Annotated in this window: 25 protein-coding genes; 16 read left to right on the top strand and 9 right to left on the bottom strand. The window is 66.5% G+C overall.

The window, feature by feature from the left end; all coding sequences use genetic code 11:
• Nucleotides 1–4: 4 nt before the first annotated feature.
• From DB708_RS06995 to DB708_RS06985, 3 genes are all read right to left on the bottom strand, one after another.
• On the bottom strand, nt 5–286 hold the full coding sequence (locus tag DB708_RS06995; RefSeq protein WP_108921228.1) for a DUF1490 family protein: 282 nt from the start codon (nt 284–286) through the stop codon (nt 5–7).
• Between the two features lie 177 nt (nt 287–463).
• Nucleotides 464–1,189, bottom strand: coding sequence for a TIGR03089 family protein (locus tag DB708_RS06990; protein WP_201263443.1), 726 nt, complete (start codon nt 1,187–1,189; stop codon nt 464–466).
• The gene (locus tag DB708_RS06985) at nt 1,177–2,643 is read right to left on the bottom strand and encodes an LCP family protein (RefSeq protein ID WP_409347564.1); all 1,467 of its coding nucleotides are present in this window, start codon (nt 2,641–2,643) and stop codon (nt 1,177–1,179) included. Before DB708_RS06985 ends, DB708_RS06990 begins: the two co-directional genes overlap by 13 nt.
• Nucleotides 2,644–2,727: 84 nt before the next feature.
• On the opposite strand from DB708_RS06985, the gene rfbD reads away from it, so the two are divergent.
• The 3 genes from rfbD to manB are packed head-to-tail and all read left to right on the top strand — an operon-like array spanning nt 2,728 to nt 5,603.
• Nucleotides 2,728–3,633, top strand: coding sequence for a dTDP-4-dehydrorhamnose reductase (gene rfbD, locus DB708_RS06980; protein WP_108921226.1), 906 nt, complete (start codon nt 2,728–2,730; stop codon nt 3,631–3,633).
• A complete protein-coding gene (locus DB708_RS06975; RefSeq protein ID WP_108921225.1) occupies nt 3,626–4,522 on the top strand; it encodes a glycosyltransferase family 2 protein in 897 nt (298 codons plus the stop codon). Before rfbD ends, DB708_RS06975 begins: the two co-directional genes overlap by 8 nt.
• 1 nt (nt 4,523) lies before the next feature.
• Entirely contained in the window at nt 4,524–5,603 is a 1,080-nt protein-coding gene (gene manB, locus DB708_RS06970) for a mannose-1-phosphate guanylyltransferase (RefSeq protein ID WP_108921224.1), read from the top strand.
• Between the two features lie 73 nt (nt 5,604–5,676).
• Here the strand turns inward: manB and DB708_RS06965 are convergent, their stop codons facing one another.
• The 4 genes from DB708_RS06965 to cofD are packed head-to-tail and all read right to left on the bottom strand — an operon-like array spanning nt 5,677 to nt 10,157.
• Nucleotides 5,677–6,213 carry an NUDIX domain-containing protein gene (locus tag DB708_RS06965; protein WP_108921330.1) on the bottom strand — a complete coding sequence of 179 codons (537 nt, stop codon included), beginning with the start codon at nt 6,211–6,213 and terminating at the stop codon, nt 5,677–5,679.
• Nucleotides 6,210–7,799 (bottom strand): Eco57I restriction-modification methylase domain-containing protein, encoded by a 1,590-nt coding sequence (locus DB708_RS06960; RefSeq protein ID WP_108921223.1) that lies wholly within the window; start codon nt 7,797–7,799, stop codon nt 6,210–6,212. Before DB708_RS06960 ends, DB708_RS06965 begins: the two co-directional genes overlap by 4 nt.
• Before the next feature lie 10 nt (nt 7,800–7,809).
• Entirely contained in the window at nt 7,810–9,171 is a 1,362-nt protein-coding gene (locus DB708_RS06955; RefSeq protein ID WP_108921222.1) for a coenzyme F420-0:L-glutamate ligase, read from the bottom strand.
• Complete coding sequence (gene cofD / locus DB708_RS06950) at nt 9,168–10,157, bottom strand: 2-phospho-L-lactate transferase (protein WP_108921221.1); 990 nt, start codon at nt 10,155–10,157, stop codon at nt 9,168–9,170. The genes DB708_RS06955 and cofD overlap by 4 nt, the downstream gene beginning before the upstream one ends.
• Before the next feature lie 318 nt (nt 10,158–10,475).
• Here cofD and DB708_RS06940 point away from each other — a divergent pair, with 318 nt between their 5' ends.
• Nucleotides 10,476–10,853, top strand: a complete 378-nt coding sequence (locus DB708_RS06940) for a WhiB family transcriptional regulator (RefSeq protein WP_308203175.1) — start codon at nt 10,476–10,478, stop codon at nt 10,851–10,853.
• Between the two features lie 21 nt (nt 10,854–10,874).
• Here DB708_RS06940 and DB708_RS06935 read toward each other — a convergent pair whose 3' ends face one another.
• Nucleotides 10,875–11,297, bottom strand: coding sequence for a metallopeptidase family protein (locus DB708_RS06935; RefSeq protein ID WP_108921219.1), 423 nt, complete (start codon nt 11,295–11,297; stop codon nt 10,875–10,877).
• A gap of 173 nt (nt 11,298–11,470) precedes the next feature.
• Between DB708_RS06935 and DB708_RS06930 the strand changes: the two genes are divergently transcribed.
• The 4 genes from DB708_RS06930 (at nt 11,471) to manA (ending at nt 15,793) form a co-directional block, all read left to right on the top strand.
• Nucleotides 11,471–11,929 carry a DUF3499 domain-containing protein gene (locus tag DB708_RS06930; protein WP_201263442.1) on the top strand — a complete coding sequence of 153 codons (459 nt, stop codon included), beginning with the start codon at nt 11,471–11,473 and terminating at the stop codon, nt 11,927–11,929.
• A 101-nt stretch (nt 11,930–12,030) separates the two neighbouring features.
• Complete coding sequence (locus DB708_RS06925; RefSeq protein ID WP_108921217.1) at nt 12,031–13,428, top strand: phosphomannomutase/phosphoglucomutase; 1,398 nt, start codon at nt 12,031–12,033, stop codon at nt 13,426–13,428.
• Complete coding sequence (locus tag DB708_RS06920; protein WP_108921216.1) at nt 13,425–14,549, top strand: TobH protein; 1,125 nt, start codon at nt 13,425–13,427, stop codon at nt 14,547–14,549. Before DB708_RS06925 ends, DB708_RS06920 begins: the two co-directional genes overlap by 4 nt.
• Nucleotides 14,550–14,557: 8 nt before the next feature.
• Nucleotides 14,558–15,793, top strand: a complete 1,236-nt coding sequence (gene manA, locus DB708_RS06915) for a mannose-6-phosphate isomerase, class I (RefSeq protein ID WP_108921215.1) — start codon at nt 14,558–14,560, stop codon at nt 15,791–15,793.
• Here the strand turns inward: manA and DB708_RS06910 are convergent.
• Nucleotides 15,771–17,180, bottom strand: coding sequence for an FAD-dependent oxidoreductase (locus DB708_RS06910; RefSeq protein ID WP_165839756.1), 1,410 nt, complete (start codon nt 17,178–17,180; stop codon nt 15,771–15,773). The genes manA and DB708_RS06910 overlap by 23 nt on opposite strands.
• Before the next feature lie 64 nt (nt 17,181–17,244).
• On the opposite strand from DB708_RS06910, the gene DB708_RS06905 reads away from it, so the two are divergent.
• The 8 genes from DB708_RS06905 (at nt 17,245) to mtrA (ending at nt 24,074) form a co-directional block, all read left to right on the top strand.
• A complete protein-coding gene (locus DB708_RS06905; protein WP_108921214.1) occupies nt 17,245–18,720 on the top strand; it encodes an amino acid permease in 1,476 nt (491 codons plus the stop codon).
• Between the two features lie 99 nt (nt 18,721–18,819).
• Entirely contained in the window at nt 18,820–20,055 is a 1,236-nt protein-coding gene (locus tag DB708_RS06900; protein ID WP_108921213.1) for an alkane 1-monooxygenase, read from the top strand.
• A complete protein-coding gene (locus DB708_RS06895; RefSeq protein ID WP_108921212.1) occupies nt 20,052–20,225 on the top strand; it encodes a rubredoxin in 174 nt (57 codons plus the stop codon). The genes DB708_RS06900 and DB708_RS06895 overlap by 4 nt, the downstream gene beginning before the upstream one ends.
• Nucleotides 20,222–20,404 carry a rubredoxin gene (locus DB708_RS06890; protein ID WP_108921211.1) on the top strand — a complete coding sequence of 61 codons (183 nt, stop codon included), beginning with the start codon at nt 20,222–20,224 and terminating at the stop codon, nt 20,402–20,404. The genes DB708_RS06895 and DB708_RS06890 overlap by 4 nt, the downstream gene beginning before the upstream one ends.
• 27 nt (nt 20,405–20,431) lie before the next feature.
• Complete coding sequence (alkX, locus tag DB708_RS06885) at nt 20,432–21,079, top strand: TetR family transcriptional regulator AlkX (protein ID WP_108921210.1); 648 nt, start codon at nt 20,432–20,434, stop codon at nt 21,077–21,079.
• Between the two features lie 121 nt (nt 21,080–21,200).
• Nucleotides 21,201–22,658 carry an adenosylhomocysteinase gene (gene ahcY, locus DB708_RS06880; protein WP_108921209.1) on the top strand — a complete coding sequence of 486 codons (1,458 nt, stop codon included), beginning with the start codon at nt 21,201–21,203 and terminating at the stop codon, nt 22,656–22,658.
• A gap of 16 nt (nt 22,659–22,674) precedes the next feature.
• Nucleotides 22,675–23,307: a dTMP kinase gene (locus tag DB708_RS06875; RefSeq protein WP_108921208.1), complete on the top strand. Its 633-nt coding sequence runs from the start codon at nt 22,675–22,677 to the stop codon at nt 23,305–23,307.
• Nucleotides 23,308–23,387: 80 nt separating this feature from the next.
• On the top strand, nt 23,388–24,074 hold the full coding sequence (mtrA, locus tag DB708_RS06870; RefSeq protein WP_007168097.1) for a two-component system response regulator MtrA: 687 nt from the start codon (nt 23,388–23,390) through the stop codon (nt 24,072–24,074).
• The last annotated feature ends 4 nt before the right edge of the window (nt 24,075–24,078 follow it).

Raw genomic sequence — 24,078 nt, 5'->3', positions numbered from 1 at the left:
GCGATCAGTGCTCGTGATCGTGGGCGTCGCCGACGGTTGGGGTGGGCGCCTCCTCGCCGATGCGCTCGCGGGCCTCGGCCATTACGTCGGCGATTTTGAGTCGTGCCGACTCCGCGGCCGTCTCGGCCTTGCGCGTCCCGCGCAATCCGAGCTCCGCGGTCACCACCGCGGTCTGATGCAGCGGCGCCTTCGCCGCGGCTTTGCGGACTACCTCGTAGGCCGTCACGCCGACCAGGCCGGTGAATACCGTGCCCGCCGCCTTTACCAATAACCCGTATGCCGCCATTGCTTGAACCTTTCTCCCCGTTCGCCGTAGCGTCAACCAAGTACGTTAATGGCAATCATTATCAGTAGGCTATCTAGCGGCTACCGAAGCGAGCCAGGTGACCTGCTTGTTGTCGCCGTGTTCAGCCCATGCTTGTTCGACGTTAACATCGAAGTATTGCTATATCAATATGTATTGTCAGAGGACGCGGGAGACCTTCTCGGTCTCGACTCGGCGCTGCAGCGCCGCCGGATCCGGATTCGCCACCTGCACCAGCGACGCACCGACGGCCATGATTGCCAGCAGGCCGTCGACCAACTCGGCGGGGCCGGGCCACGAGGCGCTGGAAAGCACGCGATCTTTGGACGTCAAACCCTGCGCCGCCGCCGAGTTTGCACAGTCGGTCAGGATCTCGTCGACGGAGCGGCCGGCCAGCGCCGCACCGGGGTGGCGTTCGGGGACTATCTGGTCTGCGTGCACCCGCACCGCGGTGGCGTAATCGGTCACGCCGATCGGTAGGTCGGGCACCGGGCGGCCGAACGGATCCAGCGACAACACCGCGACCTCGCCACCGGGCTCGACGATCGCGTCGGCCTCATCCATCCGTTCGGCGGTGCACAGCGCGAGGTCGGCCGGTCCGGCCTCGTCCAGTACGGCTTGCGCGCCGATCCACCACACCCCGAACAAGACCGCGGCGGTCTGCCAGTGCGCCGGCAGCAGAATCGCCACCCGGCTGGTCGGACCCGCACCCAGTTCGTCGCGTAATAGATTGCCGGTCTTGGCAGCCCAATTGGCCAGCGTCACCGCGGACAATTCGATCCGCTCGCCGGTGGCGTCGTCGTAGTAGGTAATGCGCGGACCGACCGGGTCGGCCCGCAACATCGGATCGAGGATCGCCGCACTCACGGTGGTCAGTTGATGCACTCCGGCTTGTCGCCGCCAGCCGTCAGGATCGGCGAGGGCGCAGGAACATTCGGATCGGTGGCCGACTGATTGGTCACCCGGGCCGGTGCCACGGTGGTGCCGGACAGGCCGGAGCCCGGCCCGGTGTAGTCGTTGGCCAGCACCACCCGGACCGCTCCCGGTGCCAGCGACGCGTCGGAGACGACAGGCAACCCGCCCAGTTCCTTGGACACTTCCTGTGCGCCGACATCGTCGGGTTTATTGGCGCGAATCTGGCTGGATTTGACGTGACTGCCGTCGTTGTTGCCGACGGTCCCGGCGGTAAATCCTTTGGAGCTCAACACGTCTGACACTGCGGCGGCCAATCCGTTGATGTCGGTGTCGTTGACGACGGTGGCGGTGGTCTTGGCGGGGGTGTAGGCCAGTTGCTCGGTCTTGCCCTGATCCTGGTCGTGCAGCAGGCCGGCGACCCAGTCCTGCACCTGATGCGGGTCCACCCGGACCACGCTTTGCATGCCGTCGTCGCTCCAGCCGGCTCCGTCGAGCACCGGGACGGTGGCAAACGCGACGTTGCCGCCGGCCAGCTTTTGCAGCTGCTGGACGAAATCCATGACGTCCCAACCCTGGGAGATCACCACCGAACGCTGCACGGCGGACTCCAGCCGCTTGAGCGTGCCGGGGCTGGACAGCGTCTGGCCGGAGATCACCCGGTGGGCCAGTGAGGCCATCACTACTTGCTGGCGCACCACCCGGTCCAGGTCGCCGCGCGGCAGGTCGTGGCGCTGGCGCACAAAGCTGAGCGCGTCCGAGCCGTCCAGCTTCTGCGGGCCGGCTGGGAAGTCGGCACCCGAAAGCGGTTCGTACACAGCGTCTTTGAGGCACACATTGACGCCGCCGAGCGCATCGGTGATCAGCGCGAAACCGAGCAGCCCAATTTCGGCGTAGTGGTCGACGGTGACGCCGGTGAGGTCGGCGACGGTCTTGATCAAGGCCTCGCGACCGGCTTCGGTTCCCTGGACGGCGGCGTCCTCGGCCGAATCACCGGCCTTGACCAGGTTGGCTCGCTTGGCCTCGCGGGTTTGTCCGTACACGCCGTTGATCTTCGTCTTGCCCAGGCCGGGGGCTGTGACATACGAGTCGCGCGGAATCGAGATCGCGGTGGCCGACTTCCCGTTGTTCGGGATCCGGACCAGGATGATGGTGTCGGTATTGGTGGCTTCCTCGTCACCAGCCTTCAGCGTGGCCAGTTCCTCGGGTGTCAACGCATTGCCATGGGCGTCCGTGCGACTGTCCAGGCCGACCAGCAGGATGTCGATCGCGCCGTCGTCGCCGCCCTTGCCCAGCGATGGCGCGGACATGTGGAAGATGCCGTCTTCAAATGCCCGGACGTTGTTCCAGGCCACGCCGGTGCCGAGCACGACGGCGACAGCTAGCACAGTGGCAACAACACGAACCACACGTTGCACAGGCATCACATTAGGTTACTTGCGGAACAGCTGCTTCTCGGGTAGCCAGCAGCGGCGTGGCCCGAGCTTTCCGGGACATGCCAGACTCGAACCATGTCAGCCAGGATCGTCGTCACCGGAGCCGGTGGGCAGTTGGGCGGCTGCCTGGCGGCGCAGGCCGTTGACCAGGGGCGCAGTGTCCTCGCGTTGACGTCCGCGCAGTGGGACATCACCGACCCGGCCGCCGCCGAGGCGATTGTGACAAGCGGCGATGTCGTTATTAACTGCGGCGCGTACACCAATGTCGACGGCGCCGAGAGCGACGAAGCGAGGGCGTACGCGGTCAACGAAGCGGCGCCCGAACACATTGCGCGGGCATGCGCGCGGGCCGGCGCCAGGCTGATCCACGTCTCGACGGACTTCGTATTCGCCGGCGATTTCGGTGGCGCGCAGCCTCGTCCCTATGAACCCAGCGACGAGACCTCGCCGCGCGGCGTTTACGCGTGCAGCAAGCGAGCCGGCGAGGTGGCCGTGCTGGCGGCGCTGCCCGAGGCCGTCGTCGTCCGGACCGCCTGGGTCTATACCGGCGGCACCGGCAGCGACTTCGTCGCGATCATGCGCAAGCTCGCGGCCGGCGACGGTCCGATCAAGGTCGTCGACGACCAGGTCGGCTCGCCGACCTACGTCGCCGACTTGGCCGAGGCCCTGCTGCAGGTGGCCGATGACGGCGTGCCCGGACCGATCCTGCACGCCGCCAACGAGGGCGTCGTCTCCCGATTCGGGCTGGCCCGCGCGGTCTTCGAGGAGTGCGGCGCCGACCCCGAGCGGGTGAACCCGGTCGGCACCGACGAATTTCCCCGCCCCGCACCCCGGCCGACCTACTCCGCGCTGTCCGGCCGGCAATCGGCGGCGGCGGGCATGGCGCCGCTAAGGCCGTGGCGCCCTGCACTTGTCGCCGCGCTGGCCGCGTCGCAGGGTCCAGTCCCGGCCGAACGACCGATAATCTCTACGCGTGACTGACGTCCTGCCGGTCGTGACGGTGACCTACTCGCCGGGCCACCACCTCGAACGTTTTCTGGCTTCGCTGTCGCTGGCGACCGAGCGCCCGGTCAGCGTTCTGATGGCTGACAACGGTTCCACCGACGGCACCCCACAGGCGGCGGTGGAGCGCTATCCGAACGTGCGGTTGTTCAACATCGGAGCCAACCTCGGGTACGGAACCGCGGTCAATCGTGCAATCGAGCACCTCTCCGACCGCGGCGAGATCGACGACTGGGTGCTGGTGGCCAACCCGGACATCCAGTGGGGCCCGAACAGCATCGACGCGCTGCTGGAGGCGGCCACCCGCTGGCCGCAGGCCGGCGCGCTGGGCCCGCTGATCCACGACCCCGACGGATCGGTGTATCCGTCGGCACGTCACCTGCCCAGCCTGATCCGCGGCGGCATGCACGCGGTGCTCGGGCCGTTCTGGAAACGCAATCCCTGGACCGCGGCTTACCGCCAGGAGCGGCTCGAGCCCAGCGAGCGGCCGGTGGGCTGGCTATCGGGCTCATGTCTACTGCTGCGCCGCTCGGCGTTCGGTCAGATCGGCGGATTCGACGAGCGCTACTTCATGTATATGGAAGACGTCGACCTCGGCGACCGGCTCGGCAAAGCCGGCTGGCTCAACGTCTACGTGCCGTCGGCAGAAGTGCTGCACCACAAGGGCCACTCCACCGGGCGCGATCCGGCAGGCCATCTGGCCGCGCACCACCGGAGCACCTATATCTTCCTGGCCGATCGGCATTCCGGATGGTGGCTGGCTCCGCTGCGCTGGACGCTGCGGGCATCGCTGGCGCTGCGGTCGGCTCTGATGGTGCGCAACTCGCGCCGGGAGCGAACCGAGAAGCTGGCAGAAGGGCGGCACTGAATTGGCGACTCTTCCAGTGGATGCGGTGATCCTGGTCGGCGGTAAAGGCACTCGGCTGCGGCCGCTGACGCTGTCGGCGCCCAAGCCGATGCTGCCGACGGCCGGGGTGCCGTTTCTGACGCATATGTTGTCGCGGGTCGCCGCTGCGGGCGTCGACCACGTGATCCTGAGCACCTCATACAAGGCCGGGGTGTTCGAAGCGGAGTTCGGTGACGGGTCCGCGCTTGGTCTTCAGATCGATTACGTCACCGAATCCGAACCGCTGGGGACCGGCGGCGGCATCGCCAACATCGCCGACAAGCTGCGCCATGACACCGCGTTGGTGTTCAACGGTGACGTGCTCTCGGGTGCTGACCTCGGTCAGCTGGTCCAGGCGCACCGGGCCAACCAAGCCGACGTCACGCTGCACCTGGTTCGGGTTGGCGATCCGCGCGCGTTCGGTTGCGTGCCGACCGACGAGAACAACCGGGTGATGGCTTTTCTGGAGAAGACCGAGGATCCGCCGACCGATCAGATCAACGCCGGTACCTACGTCTTCGAGCGCGAGATCATCGACCGGATTCCGCGTGGCCGGCCGGTGTCGGTCGAGCGCGAGGTGTTCCCGTCGCTGCTGTCGGACCCCGACGTCAAGTTCTGCGGCTACGTCGACGCCACCTATTGGCGCGACATGGGCACCCCGGACGACTTTGTCCGCGGATCGTCGGACCTGGTGCGCGGCATCGTCACGTCCCCGGCGCTGCAGGGACATCGGGGCGAGCAGCTGGTGCACGACGGCGCGGCGGTGTCGCCTGGCGCGGTGGTGATCGGCGGCACTGTCGTCGGGCGCGGCGCCGAGATCGGTCCCGGGGTGCGGCTGGACGGCGCGGTGATTTTCGAGGGCGCCAAGATCGAGGCCGGCAGCGTGATCGAACGCTCGATCATCGGCTTCGGGGCCCGCATCGGGCCGCGCGCCCTGATCCGCGACGGTGTGATCGGCGATGGCGCCGATATCGGTGCCCGCTGTGAGCTGCTGCGCGGCGCCCGGGTGTGGCCCGGCGTCTCCATTCCCGACGGTGGGATCCGCTACTCGTCGGATGTGTGACCCTCTTTTCGCCGAACGTGACGCTGCAGTCACGTTGGGCGCCGAACGTGACGCTGCAGTCACGCCGCGCGGGTCAGGAAGACGTCGCCCGCGAAACCAGGTGGGCGAGCGCGTAATCGGTCCCGGGCGGCAACGTGTCGGCCGGCCACCAGCGCAAGTCCTCGGATTCGTCGCTGATCGCGATCTGCGCGCCCGTCGGCGCGTGCGCCACGAATTGCAGGTCGAGATGGCGGGTCGGGACGCCCAGCGAGCAGGTGAGCGGATGGACGTGAATCGCGGCCAGATCCGGTGCGATGCGCAGATCGGCGATACCGGATTCCTCGACGGCCTCGCGCAGCGCCGCGGCCACGATGTCTGAGTCGTCATCGTCGCAATGGCCGCCGAGCTGCACCCAGCGGCGCAGCCGGCGATGCAGCGTCAGCAGCACCCGGGTACCGGTGTGATCGAGCACGATCGCCGACGCCGTGACGTGGCCGGCTTCGCACTCGCGCAGGCACGCGTCGGGGCGGCCGTGCACGAAGGCCAGCACGGCATGCCGCAGCGAGTCCTGCGCCGGGTCGGGCGCCTGCCAGTCGGTGAGGAGCGAGATCGCCGAGTCGCGGATGCTCATCGCGCGCTGCGCCGGGTTCGGCGATCGCGCAGCGTCTGCCATGCCGCTCGGCACTGCGCGACGACATCCGGCGACCAGCCGAGCCCGTCGATCAGGACATGACGGTCGACGGTGTCGAGTGCCTTCTCGATTTCGTTGGCTTTCAACAGGAGATCGACATCTTCGGCGAGTCCCGCGCCGGCATGCGCCGGTGCGGGAATGGGCAGCTGCTCGGCTTCGCGCGGCTCCAGTTCCAAGATTCCTCCACCGTAACTACGGCCCATCACCTCGGCGAAGGCGAACGTCGCGCTGTTGTGGAACACCGCGGCAAACGCCGCCGGGTCGACCCGGCTTTCGCGGGAGCCGATGAGCCGCACCCGATGCACGGTGTCGGTGCTCGTCGCGCCGGCGGCGTTGACCGTCAGGCGCGGGGCCAGGTGAATCTGGCGCAGCAGGAACAGGTCGGGGACCCATAGCGACGGAGTACGCCACCACGGCGTCCGGATCGAGCACTTGTAGCCGCGGTGGACGCCGTCGGCCTCACCCGCATCGATGTGGGCGGCCAGAGCGGAATCGGCCGGGGTGTCCGGGGCGTTGAGCAGCCAGGTCCGGTGCCCGGCCGCGACATCGCTTGCCCGGCAATCGGTGTCGTAGACCAGGCCGCTCAGCTGTCTGCTGCGCGAGACGAGCGGGACGCAGTGCGGCCGCAGTCCCAGCTCGTGGGCTTGTGCGTTGGTGAAGGTGAAGAAGCTGTTGCGGCCTGTCACGATGCCGACGTCGACATCGGCGATGGACCCGAGCCGCGTCATCGTGTCGGATCCCTTGAGGGTGCGCAGCAGTCCGATCGCGGCAGGGTCCAAAAAGTATTTGGTCCACTTCTCCTGTTCGTGCAGCAGCGCGGGAGCGGAATCCACATCGAGGTCAGCGTCCTCGAGTGCATCGGCGTCGGTGAGATTGACTGTGCGAATCCGCGCGGGGCCCGCACCGGTCACCCCGCAGAACAACACGACTTCCTGCAGGATGCCGTCGAACACCAGACGTTCAAATGTGATCAGGGTGATTTCGCGATAGCGGGTGAGCAGAAATTCGCGCAATTGCGCGGCATAACCGACTTGCAGCAATTCGGCGGGCAATACCAAACCCACTCGTCCACCATCGCGCACCAATGCGGTGCTTGCTACGACGAAAGGAACCCAGGCATTGGTCAACCTGCTGGGGCGCAGACCTTCGCGTCGCATCAGGTCGAGCGCCGGCTCTCGTTGCTCGGATGCCCAGTTGCCGAATCGAATGTAGGGCGGGTTGCCCGCGACCCCGTCGCGGTCGACGGACGGGATCTCGGTCAGCCAGACGAACAGGTTCGCCGCGTCCACCGGAGCGAACGCTCGCGACTTCGCCGCCTCGCTGTCGACGAGTTCCACGCCGTGTGCCTGGTTGCTCAGCTCGGCCAGCTCACGCAGGATTGCGCCGTCGCCGCAGGAGGGTTCGACAATCCGGGGGCCGGCCTCGCGGACCCAGCGGGCCAGAAATCGCGCCACCGATGTCGGTGTGTAGTAGCCGCCGCGGACCTTGTCGGCCGATACGGCCGCCTTGCCCGCGAACGTCTTCACCGGCTCAGTATCACTTGTCGATCAGGAGATCCCCGGGATTCACGGGATCGCGCAACCCGGCGGCCCGTGCTTCTTCGGATTCGTAACCGATCGCGATGGCGCCCAACGGCTCCCAATCGGGCGGCAATTCCAGCTCGGCCCGCACCAAATCGGCGGCAAAGATCGTCGAGCCGATCCAGCAGCTGCCCACCCCCCGAACGGCCAGCGCGACCAGCAGAGCCTGCACGGCCGCGCCGACGGCGACAGTGAACATCGTGTGCTCGGCATCGGTGCGCTCGGCGTCGGTATAAGTGTGTGCCCCGTCGAGCACCAGCATCGGGATGACCACCTCGGGTGCGTCGTAGAGGATCTGGCCGCGTGCCACCCGCCGGTCGATCGAGGCGGCGGCCCTGCCGTCACCGGCGAGGTCGGCGCGCCACTTGTCCTGCATGCGGTCGAGCAGTCGGGTCCGGGTGGCCGCAGTGCGCAGCCACACGAACCGCACCGGGCGGGTGTGATGCGGGGCCGGTGCGGTCAGGGCCTCGGCGACGGCGGCCTCGATCAAATCCGGCGGCACCGGCTCGTCAGAGAACCGGCGCACCGATCTGCGCAACAGCTGGGCCTGTTGGCGGCCCATCTCGATGGCTTCGGCGGTGCCGAGCCAGAACAGATCGTCGGGACCGGATCGCAGCAAATGCCGTGCCGTGGTGCCGTCATCGACGACGCGCAGGCCGCGGACGACGGCCACCGGCATGGCGGTCAGCTTGCCCTTGACCAGATCGGCAGCCGCGGCGACTTCGTCGGCCACCGCGATCTCGGTGACCACCAGCTCGTTGCCATGCTCGTCGACCGCACCGGAATAGCCGTGCAGCACAGCCAAACCCGCTGCACCGACCGCGGCGTCGATCTGGCCGTTGCGCCAGGCCCGGCCCATGGTGTCGGTGATCACCACCGCGACGCCGACACCGAGCTTGTCGCGCAATGCGGTCCGCAGCGCCGCCGCGCTGGCGTCGGGGTCGATGGGCAGCAGCGCGAGTTCGGTTCGGCCGACATTGGATCCGTCGACACCGGCGGCGGCCTGGACCAGCCCGAGCCGGTTCTCGGTGATCAGCGTCCGGCCCTTGCGGGCCAGCACCCGCACCGCCTCGTCGTCGACCAGCTTGCGCCGGAGCTCATCGCGCTCCTCGGGATTCTCGGGCGCGGCGACCAACCGGCCCTCGCACTTGGACACCACCTTGCTGGTGACCACCACGACGTCGTTGTCTCGCAGCCATGGCACGGCGGCGGCGATCGCGGCACCGAGATCGTCGCCGGGGCGGAATTCGGGAAGCCCGGTGACGGGCAGGATCTCGATCGCCGCGGCGGTGCCATGCTCTTTCGGCGTAGGGGTCATGGCAGCACGCCCGCAATGTCGAATCCGGCGGAGACCATTTCGGCGGTCGCCTTGGGGTCGCTCATCAGCAGCGGCACCGAGCGCACCGCGACGCCTTCGATTTCCGCGTGATCGCCTTCGTGTACGAGCCAGCAATCCAATATCCCGGTGGCCGCGCGCGCGCCGTAGTACCTACCGACGGCTTCGGCGGTGGAATCGACCCCGATCACCTCGAGGCAGGCATCGGCCATGCCACGCAATGGCTTTCCGCCGATGATCGGCGAGTAGCCGACGACCGGTGCGGAAGCCGCCCGCAGTGCGCCGCGAATGCCCGGGACGGCCAGGATCGCGCCGACGCTCACCACCGGATTTGACGGAGCCAGCAAGATAATGTCGGCGTCGCCGATGGCCTGGACCGCTTCAGTTGTCGCGCTGGCCGTTTCGGCGCCGACGAACGCGAAGCTGTGGGTGCTCACGTTGGCCCGATAGCGCACCCACCATTCCTGGAAGTGGATCGCGCGCCGGCTGCTGTCGGCGGGATCGGTGATCACCACGTGTGTTTCGCAGCGGTTGTCGCTGGCGGGTACCAGTTGCGCGCCCGGTTGCCACCGGTCGCAGAGCGCCGTGGTGACCGCTGACAGCGGGTAGCCGGCGATGAGCATCTGGGTGCGTACGAGATGGGTTCCCAGATCGCGGTCACCCAGTTGGAACCAATCCGGCTGAACACCATAACGCGCCAATTCCTCTTTGGCATGCCAGGTCTCGTCCCGGTGACCCCATCCCCGCTCGGGGTCGACGCCTCCACCTAAGGTATACATGCAGGTGTCCAAATCAGGACAAATCCGGACCCCATGGATCCAGGCATCGTCGCCAATGTTGACGACGGCAGTCAGCTCGTGGCCGGTTGCTCGTCCCTCGGCGCTGAACTGACCCAGCCCGAGTAACTGTTGAACACCCAGCAGGAATCGGGCGCCGCCGACCCCGCCGACCAGAACGGTGACCTTCACATCGCACGACAGTACCGGCCACCGAAGGTCCGAAATCGACGACCACATCCAACAGTTGGGAGCGGTTGTGATGGACACGCCGAAGGGCCGGAATAACAGAAACGCCGGAATTTGATCACGAGATGGTATGGAAATACGCCGAAACGCTTGACCCGGCAGATTAACCCGTGTCTAATCACATCAGTGTCATTTCCCGGTTGGCCGGCCGGTTCCGGTGTCGCAGACCGAGATTCGATCACTTGTTCGAATTGTCTGTTACATCAGAACAGCGGGAAACAACCACTCTCTCAAACACGAAGCTGAGGAGGCGTACGACGCATGTCTTACGAGCACCTACGGGGCGTCATGCCAAGCACTGAGCACGCCGCGATCAGCTCCTCGCCGGCGCCGATTTTCCGGCCGCACTTGACTGTGGTTCCCGATGCGCCAGTCGCATTCGAGCCCGAGCCGTTGCCGTTGCCGGAATCCGAACTCACTCCGGACCAGTGGCAGGACCGCGCGCTGTGCGCGCAGACCGACCCGGAGGCCTTCTTCCCGGAGAAGGGGGGGTCGACCCGCGAGGCCAAGAAGATCTGCCTGGGCTGCGAGGTACGTCACGAGTGCCTCGAGTACGCCCTGGCGCATGACGAGCGCTTCGGCATCTGGGGTGGTCTCTCCGAGCGCGAGCGCCGCCGCCTCAAGCGCGGCATCATCTGAGGCGACAAACCCTTATCGGTTTTATTCGTCCTCGATCGTCGGGTCGATAACCGTTGGTTCAACGTCGAGATAAATGGCGACCTGAGCCACCAGAATCTCATGCAATAATTCGCCAAGTTCGACGGTGTCTTTAGCGCGCCGTTCGATCGGTTTGCGAAACAGCACAATTCGCGCCCTTGTCGAATTGCCTCGGACATCCACCCCGGCCGGGATCAACCGGGCCAGTGCGATGGGTCCGTCGGCGACGACCTCGGGCGGCCACTGCACGCTTTCCGGATCCTTGGCCGCGATGCGGGGAATTTCATCGACTGCCACATCAAGTTCGGCCACTCGCGATTGCCAGCGCCGCTCGATGGGTTCGTAAGCCTCCAGCACCGCCATGTCGAATCGCTCGGCCCGACTGCGCCATCCGGGCACCGTCGTCGGCAGCAAAGGGCCGCGCATATCGCGCCCCCGCCGAGTTGCCCGGTGCCCAGACGTTCGGCCTGACGGCCGCCCGTTGCGCGGGAAACTGCGCCAATCACCCACGCGCCGATGGTAACGGTTGAACATCGTGCGACGAACGGATGCGCGTGTCCGGCGCTTCGGGGGCGTTTCCGCACGATAGCCTTTGCGACGTGAACGTTCCCCGTCGCTGCTGCCGGCCCGGGTGCCCGCATTACGCCGTGGCGACCCTGACGTTCGTCTACTCGGACTCGACGGCAGTTGTAGGACCACTCGCGACCGCGCGCGAGCCGCATTCGTGGGATTTGTGCGTCGGCCACGCCGGCCGGATCACCGCGCCCCGCGGATGGGAGCTGGTGCGGCACGCCGGACCCCTGAATTCGGAGCCCACGAATCCCGACGAAGACGATTTGGTCGCCCTTGCCGATGCCGTGCGCGAAGGCGGTCAGGGGGAGACGGCGGTGTCGTACGCCGGCGGAACCGGCATGCCGCTGAACGGCTTTTCCGATCAACACGTCCAGCACGCCGGAGCTCAGGCCACCGCGCCCAGCAGCCATCTGCTCGCGCCGTCCGAAAAACGCTCCGGACGCCGTCGCGGGCATCTGCGGGTGCTGCCCGATCCGTCCGACTAGCGCGGCGGGGTTTCTTCTAAACCGTTTGGAACCGTAACTTCTGCGGGCCGATAGGCTGACGCCAAGAGGCAAATCAATCTATGGCGTCAAGGAGGCCCCGCATGTCTCGGCCCGCCGCGACTGTCCACCGTGTCATCAAGGCTTATGACATCCGGGGGCTGGTTGGCGAAGAGATCGACGAGTCGCTGGTCGCCGACATCGGGGCCGCGTTCGCCGCGTTGATGCGCGGCGAGGGTGCCCAACGTGTGGCGATCGGATACGACATGCGCGACAGTTCGCCGTCGCTTGCCGCTGCCTTCGCGACCGGGGTGACCAACCAGGGCCTGGACGTGGTGCGCATCGGGTTAGCGTCCACCGATCAGCTGTATTTCGCCTCGGGGTTGCTGGACTGCCCCGGCGCGATGTTCACCGCCAGCCACAACCCCGCCGCCTACAACGGCATCAAGCTCTGCCGGGCCGCCGCCTTGCCGGTCGGCGCGGACAGCGGGCTGAAAGTGATCACCGAAGACCTGATCGCCGGGGTCGGGGCTTACGACGGGAAGCCCGGGACCATCGGCGATCGTGACGTGCTCGCCGACTACGGCGAGTTCCTGCGTTCGCTGGTCCAGACCTCCGGATTGCGCCCGCTGCGGGTGGCGGTGGACGCGGGCAACGGCATGGCCGGGCACACGGCACCGGCGGTGCTTGGCGCGATCGGCTCAATCACGTTGCTGCCGTTGTACTTTGAGCTTGACGGTTCGTTTCCCAATCACGAAGCCAACCCGCTGGACGCGGCCAACCTGCTGGATCTGCAGTTTTATGTGCGCGAAACCGGCGCCGATATCGGGCTGGCCTTCGACGGCGACGCCGACCGGTGCTTCGTGGTCGACGAGCGCGGGATGCCGGTCTCGCCGTCGACGGTGACCAGCCTGGTGGCCGCCCGCGAACTCGGCCGGGAGATCGGCGCCACCGTCATCCACAATCTGATCACGTCTCGCGCGGTGCCCGAACTGGTCGCCGAGCGCGGCGGCACACCGCTGCGCTCGCGCGTCGGACACTCCTATATCAAGACGCTGATGGCCGAAACCGGTGCGATCTTCGGCGGTGAACATTCGGCGCACTACTACTTCCGTGATTTCTGGGGCGCCGACTCGGGCATGCTGGCCGCGCTGTACGTGCTGGCCGCCCTCGGTGAGCAGGACCGGCCGCTCTCGGAGCTGACCGCGGACTACCACCGCTACGAATCCTCCGGCGAGATCAATTTCAAGGTGGACGACGCCGCATTGTGCGTGGACGCCGTGTTGAAGTCGTTCGGCAGCCGGATTCACTCCATCGATCACCTGGACGGGGTGACGGTGGATTTGGGCGACGGCAGCTGGTTCAACCTGCGCACCTCGAACACCGAGCCGTTGCTGCGGCTCAACGCCGAGGGGCGCACCGCCGAGGATGTCGAAGCGATGATTGCCGAGATCAGCACCGAGATAATCGGCCAGGTGCAGCGCAACGAGGGTGTGCCGTGAACGCCACCCGCGCGATCGATCTAGAAGACATCGACGGTCTGCTCGCCGCCGACGGACAGGGCTTGTTGCGGTCCGTTTCGTCGGCGGGAGCGCAGGTGCGCGCCGTCGCCGCGGCGGTCGATGAAGGCGAACTGAACTCCCTGCGCACCGGCGACCGCCCGCGCAGCGTCATCTGGGTGGCCGGCCGGGGGACCGCCGAGACGGCCGGGGCGATGCTGGCCGCGACGCAGGGCGGCGCGGCGTCGGCGCCGATCGCGGTCGTCAGCGAGGCCCCGCCGTGGGCGGGTCCGCTCGACGTGCTGATCGTCGCGGGCGACGACCCAGGCGATCCAGCCCTGGTCAGTGCCGCCGCGACCGGGGTGCGCCGCGGTGCCCGGGTGGTCGTCGTCGCGCCGTACGAGGGTCCGCTGCGCGACGCCACCGCTGGCCGCGCCGCGGTGCTGGCGCCGCGGCTGTGGGTTCCCGACGAGTTCGGATTGTGCCGGTATCTGGCCGCCGGATTGGCCACGTTGCAAACGGTGGATCCCCGACTGGATATCGATGTGCCGGCGCTCGCCGATGAGCTGGACGCCGAGGCACTGCGCAACAGTGCGTCCCGCGAGCTATTCACCAACCCAGCCAAGACAATTGCCGCACGCCTGTCCGATCACCGGGTTGCGCTGGCCGGTGACTGTGCGGCGACGCTCGCGCTGGCCCGGCACGGCAGTTCGGCCCTGCTGCGGATCGCGCGCCAGGTGGTCGCCGCCACCGGGCTGGCGGACGCGGTTGTGGCACTGCGCGAGCCCGCCGAGGTCGGCTCCGGGTTGGCCGGATCCCCGTCGTCGGTCGATGCGCTTTTCCACGACGAAGAGCTCGACGGACCGTTGCCGCAGCGACTACGGGTGCTGGTGCTGACGTTGTCCGGCGACCGCACGGTGGCGGCCGCTCGGATTGCCGGGCTCGACGACGTCTACTTGGTCGCGGCCGAGGATGTGCCCGATGTGTCCAACACGTCCGACGCCGTGACCGCCCCTGCTGCTCCGCGCGAACCGACCGGTGCCGGGCGCGCCGAGCAGCAACTGGCAGTATTGGCCGTTCGGCTGGAGATGGCCGCCGTTTACTTGCGACTGGTGCGGGGATAGATAGACAAGTGGATGTGCTTCGCGGTGCCGTACGGACCTACGCATGGGGGTCGCGTACCGCTATCGCCGAATTCACCGGGCGCCCGGTGCCCGCGGCTCACCCCGAGGCCGAGCTCTGGTTCGGCGCGCATCCGGGCGACCCGGCCTGGCTGGAAACCGACAAGGGCGAACTTTCGCTGTTGGAGGCGGTGGCCGCCGATCCGGAGGGACAGCTCGGCACCGCGTCGCGCGACCGGTTCGGCGACGTGCTGCCGTTCCTGGTGAAGGTGCTCGCTGCCGACGAACCGCTCTCGCTACAGGCGCACCCGAGTGCCGAACAGGCCATCGAGGGTTATCTGCGCGAGGAAAAATTGGGCATCCCGGTCGCCTCGCCGGTCCGCAACTACCGCGATACCTCGCACAAGCCCGAGTTGTTGGTGGCGTTGCACTCGTTCGAGGCGCTCGCCGGTTTTCGTCAGGCGTCCCGAACGATCGAGCTGCTGCGGGCGCTGGCGGTCACCGACCTCGACCCCTACATCGAATTACTGAACGACCAGTCCGACGCCGACGGTCTGCGTGCGTTGTTCACCACCTGGATTACCGCGCCGCAGCCCGACGTCGATGTGCTGGTGTCCTCGGTGATCGACGGGGCCATCCAGTACGTCAGCTCCGGCGCAACGGAATTCGCGGCCGAAGCCAGGACGGTGCTCGAACTCGGCGAACGCTACCCCGGAGACGCCGGAGTGCTGGCGTCGTTGTTGCTCAACCGGATCAGCCTGGCCGCGGGCGAGGCGCTCTTCATTCCGGCCGGCAACCTGCACACCTATTTGCGTGGGTTCGCGATCGAGGTTATGGCCAACTCCGACAACGTGTTACGCGGTGGCATGACCCCCAAGCACGTCGATGTGCCCGAGTTATTGCGGGTGCTGGACTTCGCGCCCACCGCCGAGGCGCAGCTGCGGCCGCAGCTGCACCGCGAGGGGCTCGGGCTGATCTACGACACCCCGGCCGACGAGTTCGCGGTCGCGCTGCTGACCCTGGAAGGCGAGCATCTGGGCCACGAGGTCGACGCGTCGCCGAGTCACGGTGACGTTCAAGGCCCCCAGATCTTGTTGTGCGTAGAGGGTTCGGCGACGGTGCACGGGAAGTCCGGGTCGCTGGAGCTCAAGCGCGGGATGGCCGCCTGGGTCGCGGCCGACGACGGCCCGGTGGGGCTGGTCGCACACGAGCCCGCCAAGTTGTTCAGGGCGACCGTAGGTTTGTGACGGCCTTGCCCGCCCGCCGCGACTCCCGGCGGTCGCGCAGCCACAGCCGCAGGTTGTGGGCCATGGTCCGGCCGATGATCCGCGGCGGCGGCACCATATAGAGGCTGTCGAGCAGTGAGAAACGGCGCAAAAACCATTCGGCGAGAACGGGTTCGGTCTCGGCGGCGCCGAGGAATTGGTCGAACAGCGCACCCGACGGCCGCCACCACCAGGGGATCGGCCCGGGCGTGCCGGCGTGGTGAAAGGCGACGTCGCCGATGGCATTCATGATCCACACCGGCCAGGTGGTCTTGGCGGTCGCCCGATTGAGTTCGCCGGCGATGTCGGCATTCGCGGATCGCAATGCCCGCCGCAGATGACCGGCCTGCAGCGACGTCATCGTCATGCCCTGCCCGAAGGTGGGATTGAAGCTGGCGACGGCATCGCCGAACGGGATGATCCCGGCCGGGAAGCGGTCCAGCTTGTCGTAGCGGCGCCATCTGCTGGCCGGGAAGGCGTGAAATGCCGGCGCGCCAACGGGTTCGGCCTGCGCTAGGGCGTCGGCGAAATGCGCCGGGAGCAACGTACCCGTCAGCGCAAGCATCTCGGGAAACGTCGTTGGCGGCTTGGCGCCGGCCACGCCGAAGGTGGTCAGCACCCAGGTGCCGCCTTCGTAGCACAGCATGCCCATTCCCAGCGACTGGTCGTGAGAGGCGCCGGCTACCACCACCCTCTCCGGTACCAGTCCCTCCGGCATGCGGAACTCGTGACTGGCGTAGTTGATGCGGATGTCCAATGTTTCCTCGGTGGGACGCTGATATCCCCACTGCGTCAACCACACTGGCAGCCGAGTGCCGCGGCCCGCCGCGTCGACAACGAGGTCTGCGCTGACGAATTCTGGCTCCCCGTCGTCGGGGTCTAGCAGCACGCCCGTCACCCGCTGGCGCGCGCGGTCGAATCGTGGTTCGGCGACAGCGCGCCGCACGATCGTGACATTGTCGATTTCCTGGACGCGGCTGCGTAGCTGCCATTCCAGATGCGGTCGGCTGGGCACGTAAGCGGTGAACTCGTCGCGCAGCGTGTGTCCCGTCCCAAGCACATGGCCCGCGGCACCCAAGTGGATGCAGTCCGGCCGGTTTTCCAGGATAGGGACGCCGGCGGCCACCATGTCGTTGAGCAGGCCGGGGAACAGGGTGTCGAATTCCGCCGCCCCGCGCGCCATCAACAAATGCAAATGCCGATCCTGCGGGATTGTCGCGCGGTTTGCCGGCGTGCTCGGCAGTTCGTCGCGCTCATAGATGCTGACCTGGGAATACCAATCCGAGAGCACCTTCGCGGCGCACAAGCCAGCGATGCTGGCGCCGATCACTACCGCATGACCCTGCATGTTGTCTCCGCCATCTGACATCCCGGGGGAGTACCCAGTAACGTGCGCTCCAACGACGTTCCCACGATTCAGGAGAGAGCGGCAGATGGCCAACCGATGGCGCACCAAGTCGGTCGAACAGTCGATCGACGACACCGACGAGCCGGACACCCGGCTGCGCAAAGACCTCACCTGGTGGGACTTGACGGTGTTCGGCGTCGCCGTGGTGATTGGGGCCGGCATTTTCACGGTGACCGCATCGACCGCCGGTGATATCACCGGCCCGGCGATCTGGATTTCGTTCGTGTTCGCCGCGGTCACCTGTGCGCTGGCGGCGCTGTGCTACGCCGAATTCGCCTCGACGCTGCCGGTCGCCGGCAGCGCGTATACCTTCTCCTACGCCACGTTCGGTGAGTTCCTGGCCTGGATCATCGGCTGGAATCTGTTGCTGGAATTGGTAATCGGTGCCGCCGTGGTGTCCAAAGGCTGGTCGAGTTACCTGGGGACGGTCTTTGGATTCGCCGGTGGCACAGTCAACTTGGGCTCGATCAACTTCGATTGGGGTGCGCTGCTGATCGTCGCGGTGGTGGCGACGTTCGTCGCCATGGGCACCAAGGTGTCGTCGAGGATCTCGGCGGTGATTACCGCCATCAAGGTTTCGGTGGTGCTGTTCGTCGTGGTGGTCGGCATCTTCTACATCAAGGGTTCCAACTACTCACCATTCATCCCCAAGCCGGAAGCCGGGCACGAAGCCACTGGCATCAACCAGTCGGTGCTGTCGCTGTTGACCGGGGCGCAAAGCAGCCATTACGGGTGGTACGGCGTGCTGGCCGGCGCCTCGATCGTGTTCTTCGCGTTCGTCGGGTTCGACATCGTCGCGACGATGGCCGAGGAGACCAAAGGACCGCAACGTGACGTGCCACGAGGGATCCTGACGTCGCTGGCGGTCGTGACCGTCCTTTACATCGCGGTCTCTGTCGTGTTGTCCGGCATGGTTTCCTACACCCAGCTCAAGACCATGCCCGGCGGCAAGCCGGCGAACCTGGCCACCGCGTTCACCGCGAATGGGCTTGATTGGGCGAGCAAGATCATCGCGATCGGCGCACTGGCGGGGCTGACCACCGTGGTGATGGTTCTCGTTCTCGGGGGCTGCCGGGTCCTGTTCGCGATGGCGCGCGACGGGTTGTTGCCGCGGTCGTTGGCCAAGACGAGTTCGCGCGGGACGCCGGTGCGGATCACCGTGCTCGTCGCGCTGGTGGTCGCGGCGACCGCGTCGATCTTCCCGATCAGCAAGCTCGAGGAGATGGTCAACGTCGGGACGTTGTTCGCGTTCGTGCTGGTGTCCGCCGGAGTGATCGTGCTGCGCCGGACCCGGCCGGATCTGGAGCGCGGATTCCGTGCGCCCTGGGTGCCGGCGCTTCCGATGGCCTCGATCTGCGCGTGTGCCTGGCTGATGGTGAACCTGACCGCGTTGACCTGGGTGCGCTTCGGGGTGTGGCTGCTGGCGGGGGCCGCGATTTATGCCGGTTACGGATACCGCCACTCGGTGCAGGGCCGCCGGCAGGCGGAGCAGCTGGTGTAACCATTGTCTTTACAAAGATACCATCCGTGTCTAGACACAAGACGCAGATAGCAGTATTGTCAACTTCAGCGTGGTATGACTCACAAGGAGGTTTGGCATATGACCATCCAGATCCAGGCGGCCCAAGAGCCCGGGGTAACCGAATGGCGCGACAAGAAGCGTTACCTGTGGTTGATGGGCCTGATCCCGCCGACGGCGTTGTTCGTGATGCTGCCGATCGTCTGGGGACTGAACCAGGGCGGCTGGCATGGCGCGGCCCAGGTGCCGCTGTGGATCGGGCCGATCCTGCTGTACGTCCTGCTGCCGATCCTGGATCTGCGTTTCGGCCCCGACGGGCAGAACCCTCCCGATGAGGTGATGGAGCGGCTGGAGAACGACAAGTACTACCGCTACTGCACTTACATCTACATCCCGTTCCAGTACCTGTCCGTGGTGGTGGGCGCCTACCTGTTCACCGCTTCGGACCTGGGATGGCTGGGTTTTGACGGCGGCTTGGGCTGGATCGGCAAGGTCGGCGTCGCGCTCTCGGTCGGTGTGCTCGGCGGCGTCGGCATCAACACCGCGCACGAGATGGGGCATAAGAAGGACTCGCTGGAGCGCTGGCTGTCCAAGATCACCCTGGCGCAGACGGCCTACGGTCACTTCTACATCGAGCACAACCGCGGTCACCACGTGCGCGTCTCCACCCCCGAGGACCCGGCGTCGGCCCGCTTCGGCGAGACCTTCTGGGAGTTCCTACCCCGCAGCGTGTTCGGCAGCCTGCGCTCGTCGGTTCACCTCGAGGCGCAGCGGATTCGCCGGCTCGGCCGCAGCCCGTGGGACCCCAGGACGTACGCGTCCAACGACGTGCTCAATGCCTGGGCCATGTCGGTGCTGCTGTTCGGCGCGCTGATCGCCGGCTTCGGCGTGGGGGTGATTCCGTTCATCGTCATTCAGGCGATCTTCGGCTTCTCCCTGCTGGAAACCGTCAACTACCTCGAGCATTACGGCCTGCTACGACAGAAGAACGCGAACGGCCGCTACGAGCGTTGTGCCCCGGTGCACAGCTGGAACTCCGACCACATCGTCACCAACCTGTTCCTGTACCACCTACAGCGGCACAGCGATCACCACGCCAACCCCACCCGGCGTTACCAGACGTTGCGCAGCATGGCGGGCTCGCCTAACCTGCCCAGCGGGTACGCGTCGATGATCGGGCTGACCTACTTCCCGCCGGTGTGGCGCAAGGTGATGGACCACCGGGTGCTGGCGCACTACGACGGCGACATCACCAAGGTCAACATCCACCCGCGCAAGCGCGAGCGAGTGCTCGCGAAGTACGGCGTGCCGGCATGACCGCCTACCGCTGCCCCTGCTGCGACTACACCTACGACGAAGCGAAAGGCTGCCCCCGCGAAGGCTTTTCCGCGGGCACGCCCTTCGGTGACATTCCCGACGACTGGTGCTGCCCCGATTGTGCGGTGCTCGAGAAGGTTGATTTCGAAACCATAGGAGTGAACCAGTGAACGACTTCAAGCTCTTTATCTGCGTGCAGTGCGGATTCGAGTACGACGAGGCCAAGGGCTGGCCCGAAGACGGCATCGCCCCCGGCACCCGCTGGGACGACATCCCCGACGACTGGAGCTGCCCGGACTGCGGCGCCGCAAAATCCGACTTCGAGATGGTGGAAGTGGCGCGGCCGTAGCCGCCAGCGACGATGCAGAACTAAGTGATGAGGAGGAGCGGCGCAGTGATAGGAGCTATTGTCGCGCCTGTGAAGCGGATTCCTTACGCCGAGGCGTCGCGCGTGCTGCTGCGCGACTCGGTGCTGGACGCGATGCGCGACTTGCTGCTGACCCGGGACTGGTCCGCCATCACGCTTTCCGACGTGGCCAAGGCGGCCGGCATCAGTCGGCAGACCATCTACAACGAGTTCGGTTCACGGCAAGGTCTGGCGCACGGATACGCCCTGCGCCTGGCTGATCGTTTGGTCGACGCGGTGCACTCCGCTATCGAGGCCAACGTCGGCCAGATCTACGAAGCGTTTCTGCAGGGGTTTCGGTCCTTCTTCACCGAGTCTGCGGCCGACCCGCTGGTGATCTCGCTGCTCAGCGGAGTCGCCAAGCCCGATCTGCTGCAGATCATCACCACCGACAGCGGGCCGATCATCACCCGGGCCTCGGAGCGGTTGAGCTCGGCCTTCACCCACAGCTGGGTGGCCACTAGCGACGAGGATGCCGGTGTGCTGGCGCGTGCGATCGTGCGGCTGGCGTTGAGTTATGTGTCAATGCCGCCCGAGGCCGACCATGATGTCGCCCGCGACTTGGCCCGTTTGATGACGCCTTTTGCGGAGCGTCACGGCGTCATCAACATCCCCTGACCTGGCGGGCTTTCTGACGCCGACTACAGTGGCGGAAGAGCGTACCCATGCTAACTAAAGCCACCTGGTCGTCGCTCATACCTTTGAGCCCCCTTGAACCGCAGTAAGGAACAGACACGCCATGACTCTGACGCCCGACGTTCGTAACGGCATCGACTTCAAGATCGCCGATCTGTCGCTTGCGGAATTCGGCCGCAAGGAGCTCGACCTTGCCGAGTACGAGATGCCCGGCCTGATGGAGCTACGCCGCGAGTACGCCGAGGTGCAACCGCTGAAGGGCGCTCGTATCTCGGGCTCGCTGCACATGACCGTGCAGACCGCGGTGCTGATCGAAACGCTGACCTCGCTGGGCGCCGAGGTGCGCTGGGCTTCGTGCAACATCTTCTCGACCCAGGACCACGCGGCCGCGGCGATCGTCGTCGGCAAGCACGGCACGCCCGAAGAGCCCAAGGGTGTCCCGGTGTTCGCCTGGAAGGGCGAGTCGCTCGAGGAGTACTGGTGGTGCGCCGAGCAGATGCTTACCTGGGAGGGCGAGCCCGCCAACATGATCCTGGACGACGGTGGTGACGCCACCATGATGGTGCTGCGCGGTGCGCAGTACGAGAAGGCCGGCGTGGTCCCGCCCGCCGAGGACGACGACTCCGCCGAATGGAAAGTCTTCCTGGGCGTGCTGCGGAGCCGCTTCGAGTCCGACAAGACCAAGTGGACCAAGATTTCCGAGTCGGTCAAGGGCGTGACCGAAGAGACCACCACCGGTGTGCTGCGCCTCTACCAGTTCGCGGCGGCCGGCGATCTGGCGTTCCCGGCGATCAACGTCAACGACTCGGTGACCAAGTCCAAGTTCGACAACAAGTACGGCACCCGGCACTCGCTGCTCGACGGCATCAACCGCGGCACCGACGCGCTGATCGGCGGCAAAGCCGTGCTGATCTGCGGTTACGGCGACGTCGGCAAGGGCTGCGCCGAGGCTGCCAAGGGCCAGGGCGCGCGGGTGTCCGTCACCGAGATCGACCCGATCAACGCGCTGCAGGCGCTGATGGAGGGCTTCGATGTGGTGACCGTCGAGCAGGCCATCGGCGACGCGGACATCGTCATCACCTCGACCGGCAACAAGGACATCATCTCGCTGGATCACATGAAGGCGATGAAAGACCACGCCATCCTGGGCAACATCGGTCACTTCGACAACGAGATCGACATGGCCGCGCTGGAGCGCTCGGGAGCGACGAGGCTCAACATCAAGCCGCAGGTCGACCTGTGGACCTTCGGGGATTCCGGCAAGTCGATCATCGTGCTCTCCGAGGGCCGGCTGCTGAACCTGGGCAACGCCACCGGACACCCGTCGTTCGTGATGAGCAACAGCTTCGCCAACCAGACGATCGCCCAGATCGAGCTGTGGACAAAGAACGACGAGTACGACAACGAGGTGTACCGACTGCCCAAGCACCTCGACGAGAAGGTGGCCCGCATCCACGTCGAGGCGCTCGGCGGTCAGCTGACCAAGCTGACCAAGGACCAGGCCGAATACCTCGGCGTCGACGTCGAGGGCCCGTTCAAGCCGGACCACTACCGCTACTGATTCGCGACCTCGCGGCGTGCTGATCGCGATCGAGGGTGTCGACGGCTCCGGCAAGCGGACGCTGACCGAAGGGCTGCGTCAGGCCTTTGAAGCTGCCGGCAAGACGGTCGCCACCATGGCTTTCCCGCGCTACGGGCGGTCGGTGACCGCTGACGTCGCGGCCGAAGCGCTACATGGTGAGCACGGGGACCTCTCGTCGTCGGTGTATGCGATGGCGATGCTCTTCGCGCTGGACCGCGCCGCCGCGATCGCGGACATCGAAGCCTTGTCGGGCAACCATGACGTGCTGATTCTCGATCGCTACGTCGCCTCCAACGCGGCCTATAGCGCCGCGCGCCTGCACCAGGACGCGGCGGGAGACGCGGCGGCCTGGGTGCACGCCCTCGAGTATCGGCGGCTTGGGCTGCCCGCGCCGGATCGGCAGGTGCTGCTCGCGGTACCCGCGGAGCTGGCGGGGGAACGGGCCAAACGCCGGGCCGAGTCCGATCCGGGCCGGCCGCGCGACAGCTACGAACGTGACGATGGACTGCAGCAGCGCACCCGCGCGGTGTACGCCGGACTGGCCGACGCGGGCTGGGGCGGGCGATGGCTGGTGGTCGACGCGGACGTCGATCCGGGTCGCCTGGCCGCCGATTTGGTGGCCGATTAGCACAAAATTGTCACGATTTGGCCCTATCGATTAAGAAACGCCCGTGTGGCGCCCGAGTTTTGTCCCGATCTGGTGACACCATGGACTCCATGAGGCAAAGGATTTTGGTCGTCGACGACGACGCTTCGCTTGCGGAGATGTTGACCATCGTTCTTCGTGGGGAGGGCTTCGACACTGCGGTCATCGGTGATGGCACGCAGGCTCTGACCGCGGTGCGTGAGCTGCGACCCGATTTGGTGCTGCTGGACCTGATGTTGCCCGGCATGAATGGCATCGACGTGTGCCGGGTATTGCGCGCCGATTCCGGCGTTCCGATTGTGATGTTGACGGCCAAGACCGACACCGTGGATGTGGTGCTGGGCTTGGAGTCGGGTGCCGACGACTACATCATGAAGCCGTTCAAGCCCAAGGAGCTGGTCGCCCGGGTGCGGGCGCGGCTGCGGCGCAACGACGACGAGCCCGCCGAGATGCTCTCCATCGCCGATGTCGAGATCGACGTGCCCGCGCACAAGGTGACTCGCAACGGCGAGCAGATCTCCCTGACACCGCTCGAGTTCGACCTGCTGGTAGCGCTGGCACGCAAACCGCGCCAGGTGTTTACTCGTGATGTGCTGCTCGAACAGGTGTGGGGATACCGGCACCCGGCGGATACCCGCTTGGTGAATGTGCACGTTCAGCGTCTGCGGGCCAAGGTCGAGAAAGACCCTGAGAACCCGACCGTGGTGTTGACCGTTCGAGGAGTGGGTTACAAGGCCGGACCTCCGTGATCCG

The sequence above is a fragment of the Mycobacterium montefiorense genome (assembly GCF_003112775.1).
Lineage (GTDB): Bacteria > Actinomycetota > Actinomycetes > Mycobacteriales > Mycobacteriaceae > Mycobacterium > Mycobacterium montefiorense.
This window is presented reverse-complemented; position numbering and strand designations above follow the sequence as displayed.

What these genes read in the sequence shown, in the direction of transcription:
- DB708_RS06995 (WP_108921228.1), bottom strand. Translation starts at nt 286, where the DNA reads ATGGCGGCATACGGGTTATTGGTAAAGGCGGCGGGCACGGTATTCACC.
- rfbD (WP_108921226.1), top strand. Translation starts at nt 2,728, where the DNA reads ATGTCAGCCAGGATCGTCGTCACCGGAGCCGGTGGGCAGTTGGGCGGC.
- DB708_RS06965 (WP_108921330.1), bottom strand. Translation starts at nt 6,213, where the DNA reads ATGAGCATCCGCGACTCGGCGATCTCGCTCCTCACCGACTGGCAGGCG.
- DB708_RS06955 (WP_108921222.1), bottom strand. Translation starts at nt 9,171, where the DNA reads ATGACCCCTACGCCGAAAGAGCATGGCACCGCCGCGGCGATCGAGATC.
- DB708_RS06940 (WP_308203175.1), top strand. Translation starts at nt 10,476, where the DNA reads ATGTCTTACGAGCACCTACGGGGCGTCATGCCAAGCACTGAGCACGCC.
- DB708_RS06935 (WP_108921219.1), bottom strand. Translation starts at nt 11,297, where the DNA reads ATGCGCGGCCCTTTGCTGCCGACGACGGTGCCCGGATGGCGCAGTCGG.
- DB708_RS06925 (WP_108921217.1), top strand. Translation starts at nt 12,031, where the DNA reads ATGTCTCGGCCCGCCGCGACTGTCCACCGTGTCATCAAGGCTTATGAC.
- DB708_RS06910 (WP_165839756.1), bottom strand. Translation starts at nt 17,180, where the DNA reads ATGTCAGATGGCGGAGACAACATGCAGGGTCATGCGGTAGTGATCGGC.
- DB708_RS06905 (WP_108921214.1), top strand. Translation starts at nt 17,245, where the DNA reads ATGGCCAACCGATGGCGCACCAAGTCGGTCGAACAGTCGATCGACGAC.
- DB708_RS06900 (WP_108921213.1), top strand. Translation starts at nt 18,820, where the DNA reads ATGACCATCCAGATCCAGGCGGCCCAAGAGCCCGGGGTAACCGAATGG.
- DB708_RS06895 (WP_108921212.1), top strand. Translation starts at nt 20,052, where the DNA reads ATGACCGCCTACCGCTGCCCCTGCTGCGACTACACCTACGACGAAGCG.
- alkX (WP_108921210.1), top strand. Translation starts at nt 20,432, where the DNA reads ATGAGGAGGAGCGGCGCAGTGATAGGAGCTATTGTCGCGCCTGTGAAG.
- ahcY (WP_108921209.1), top strand. Translation starts at nt 21,201, where the DNA reads ATGACTCTGACGCCCGACGTTCGTAACGGCATCGACTTCAAGATCGCC.
- mtrA (WP_007168097.1), top strand. Translation starts at nt 23,388, where the DNA reads ATGGACTCCATGAGGCAAAGGATTTTGGTCGTCGACGACGACGCTTCG.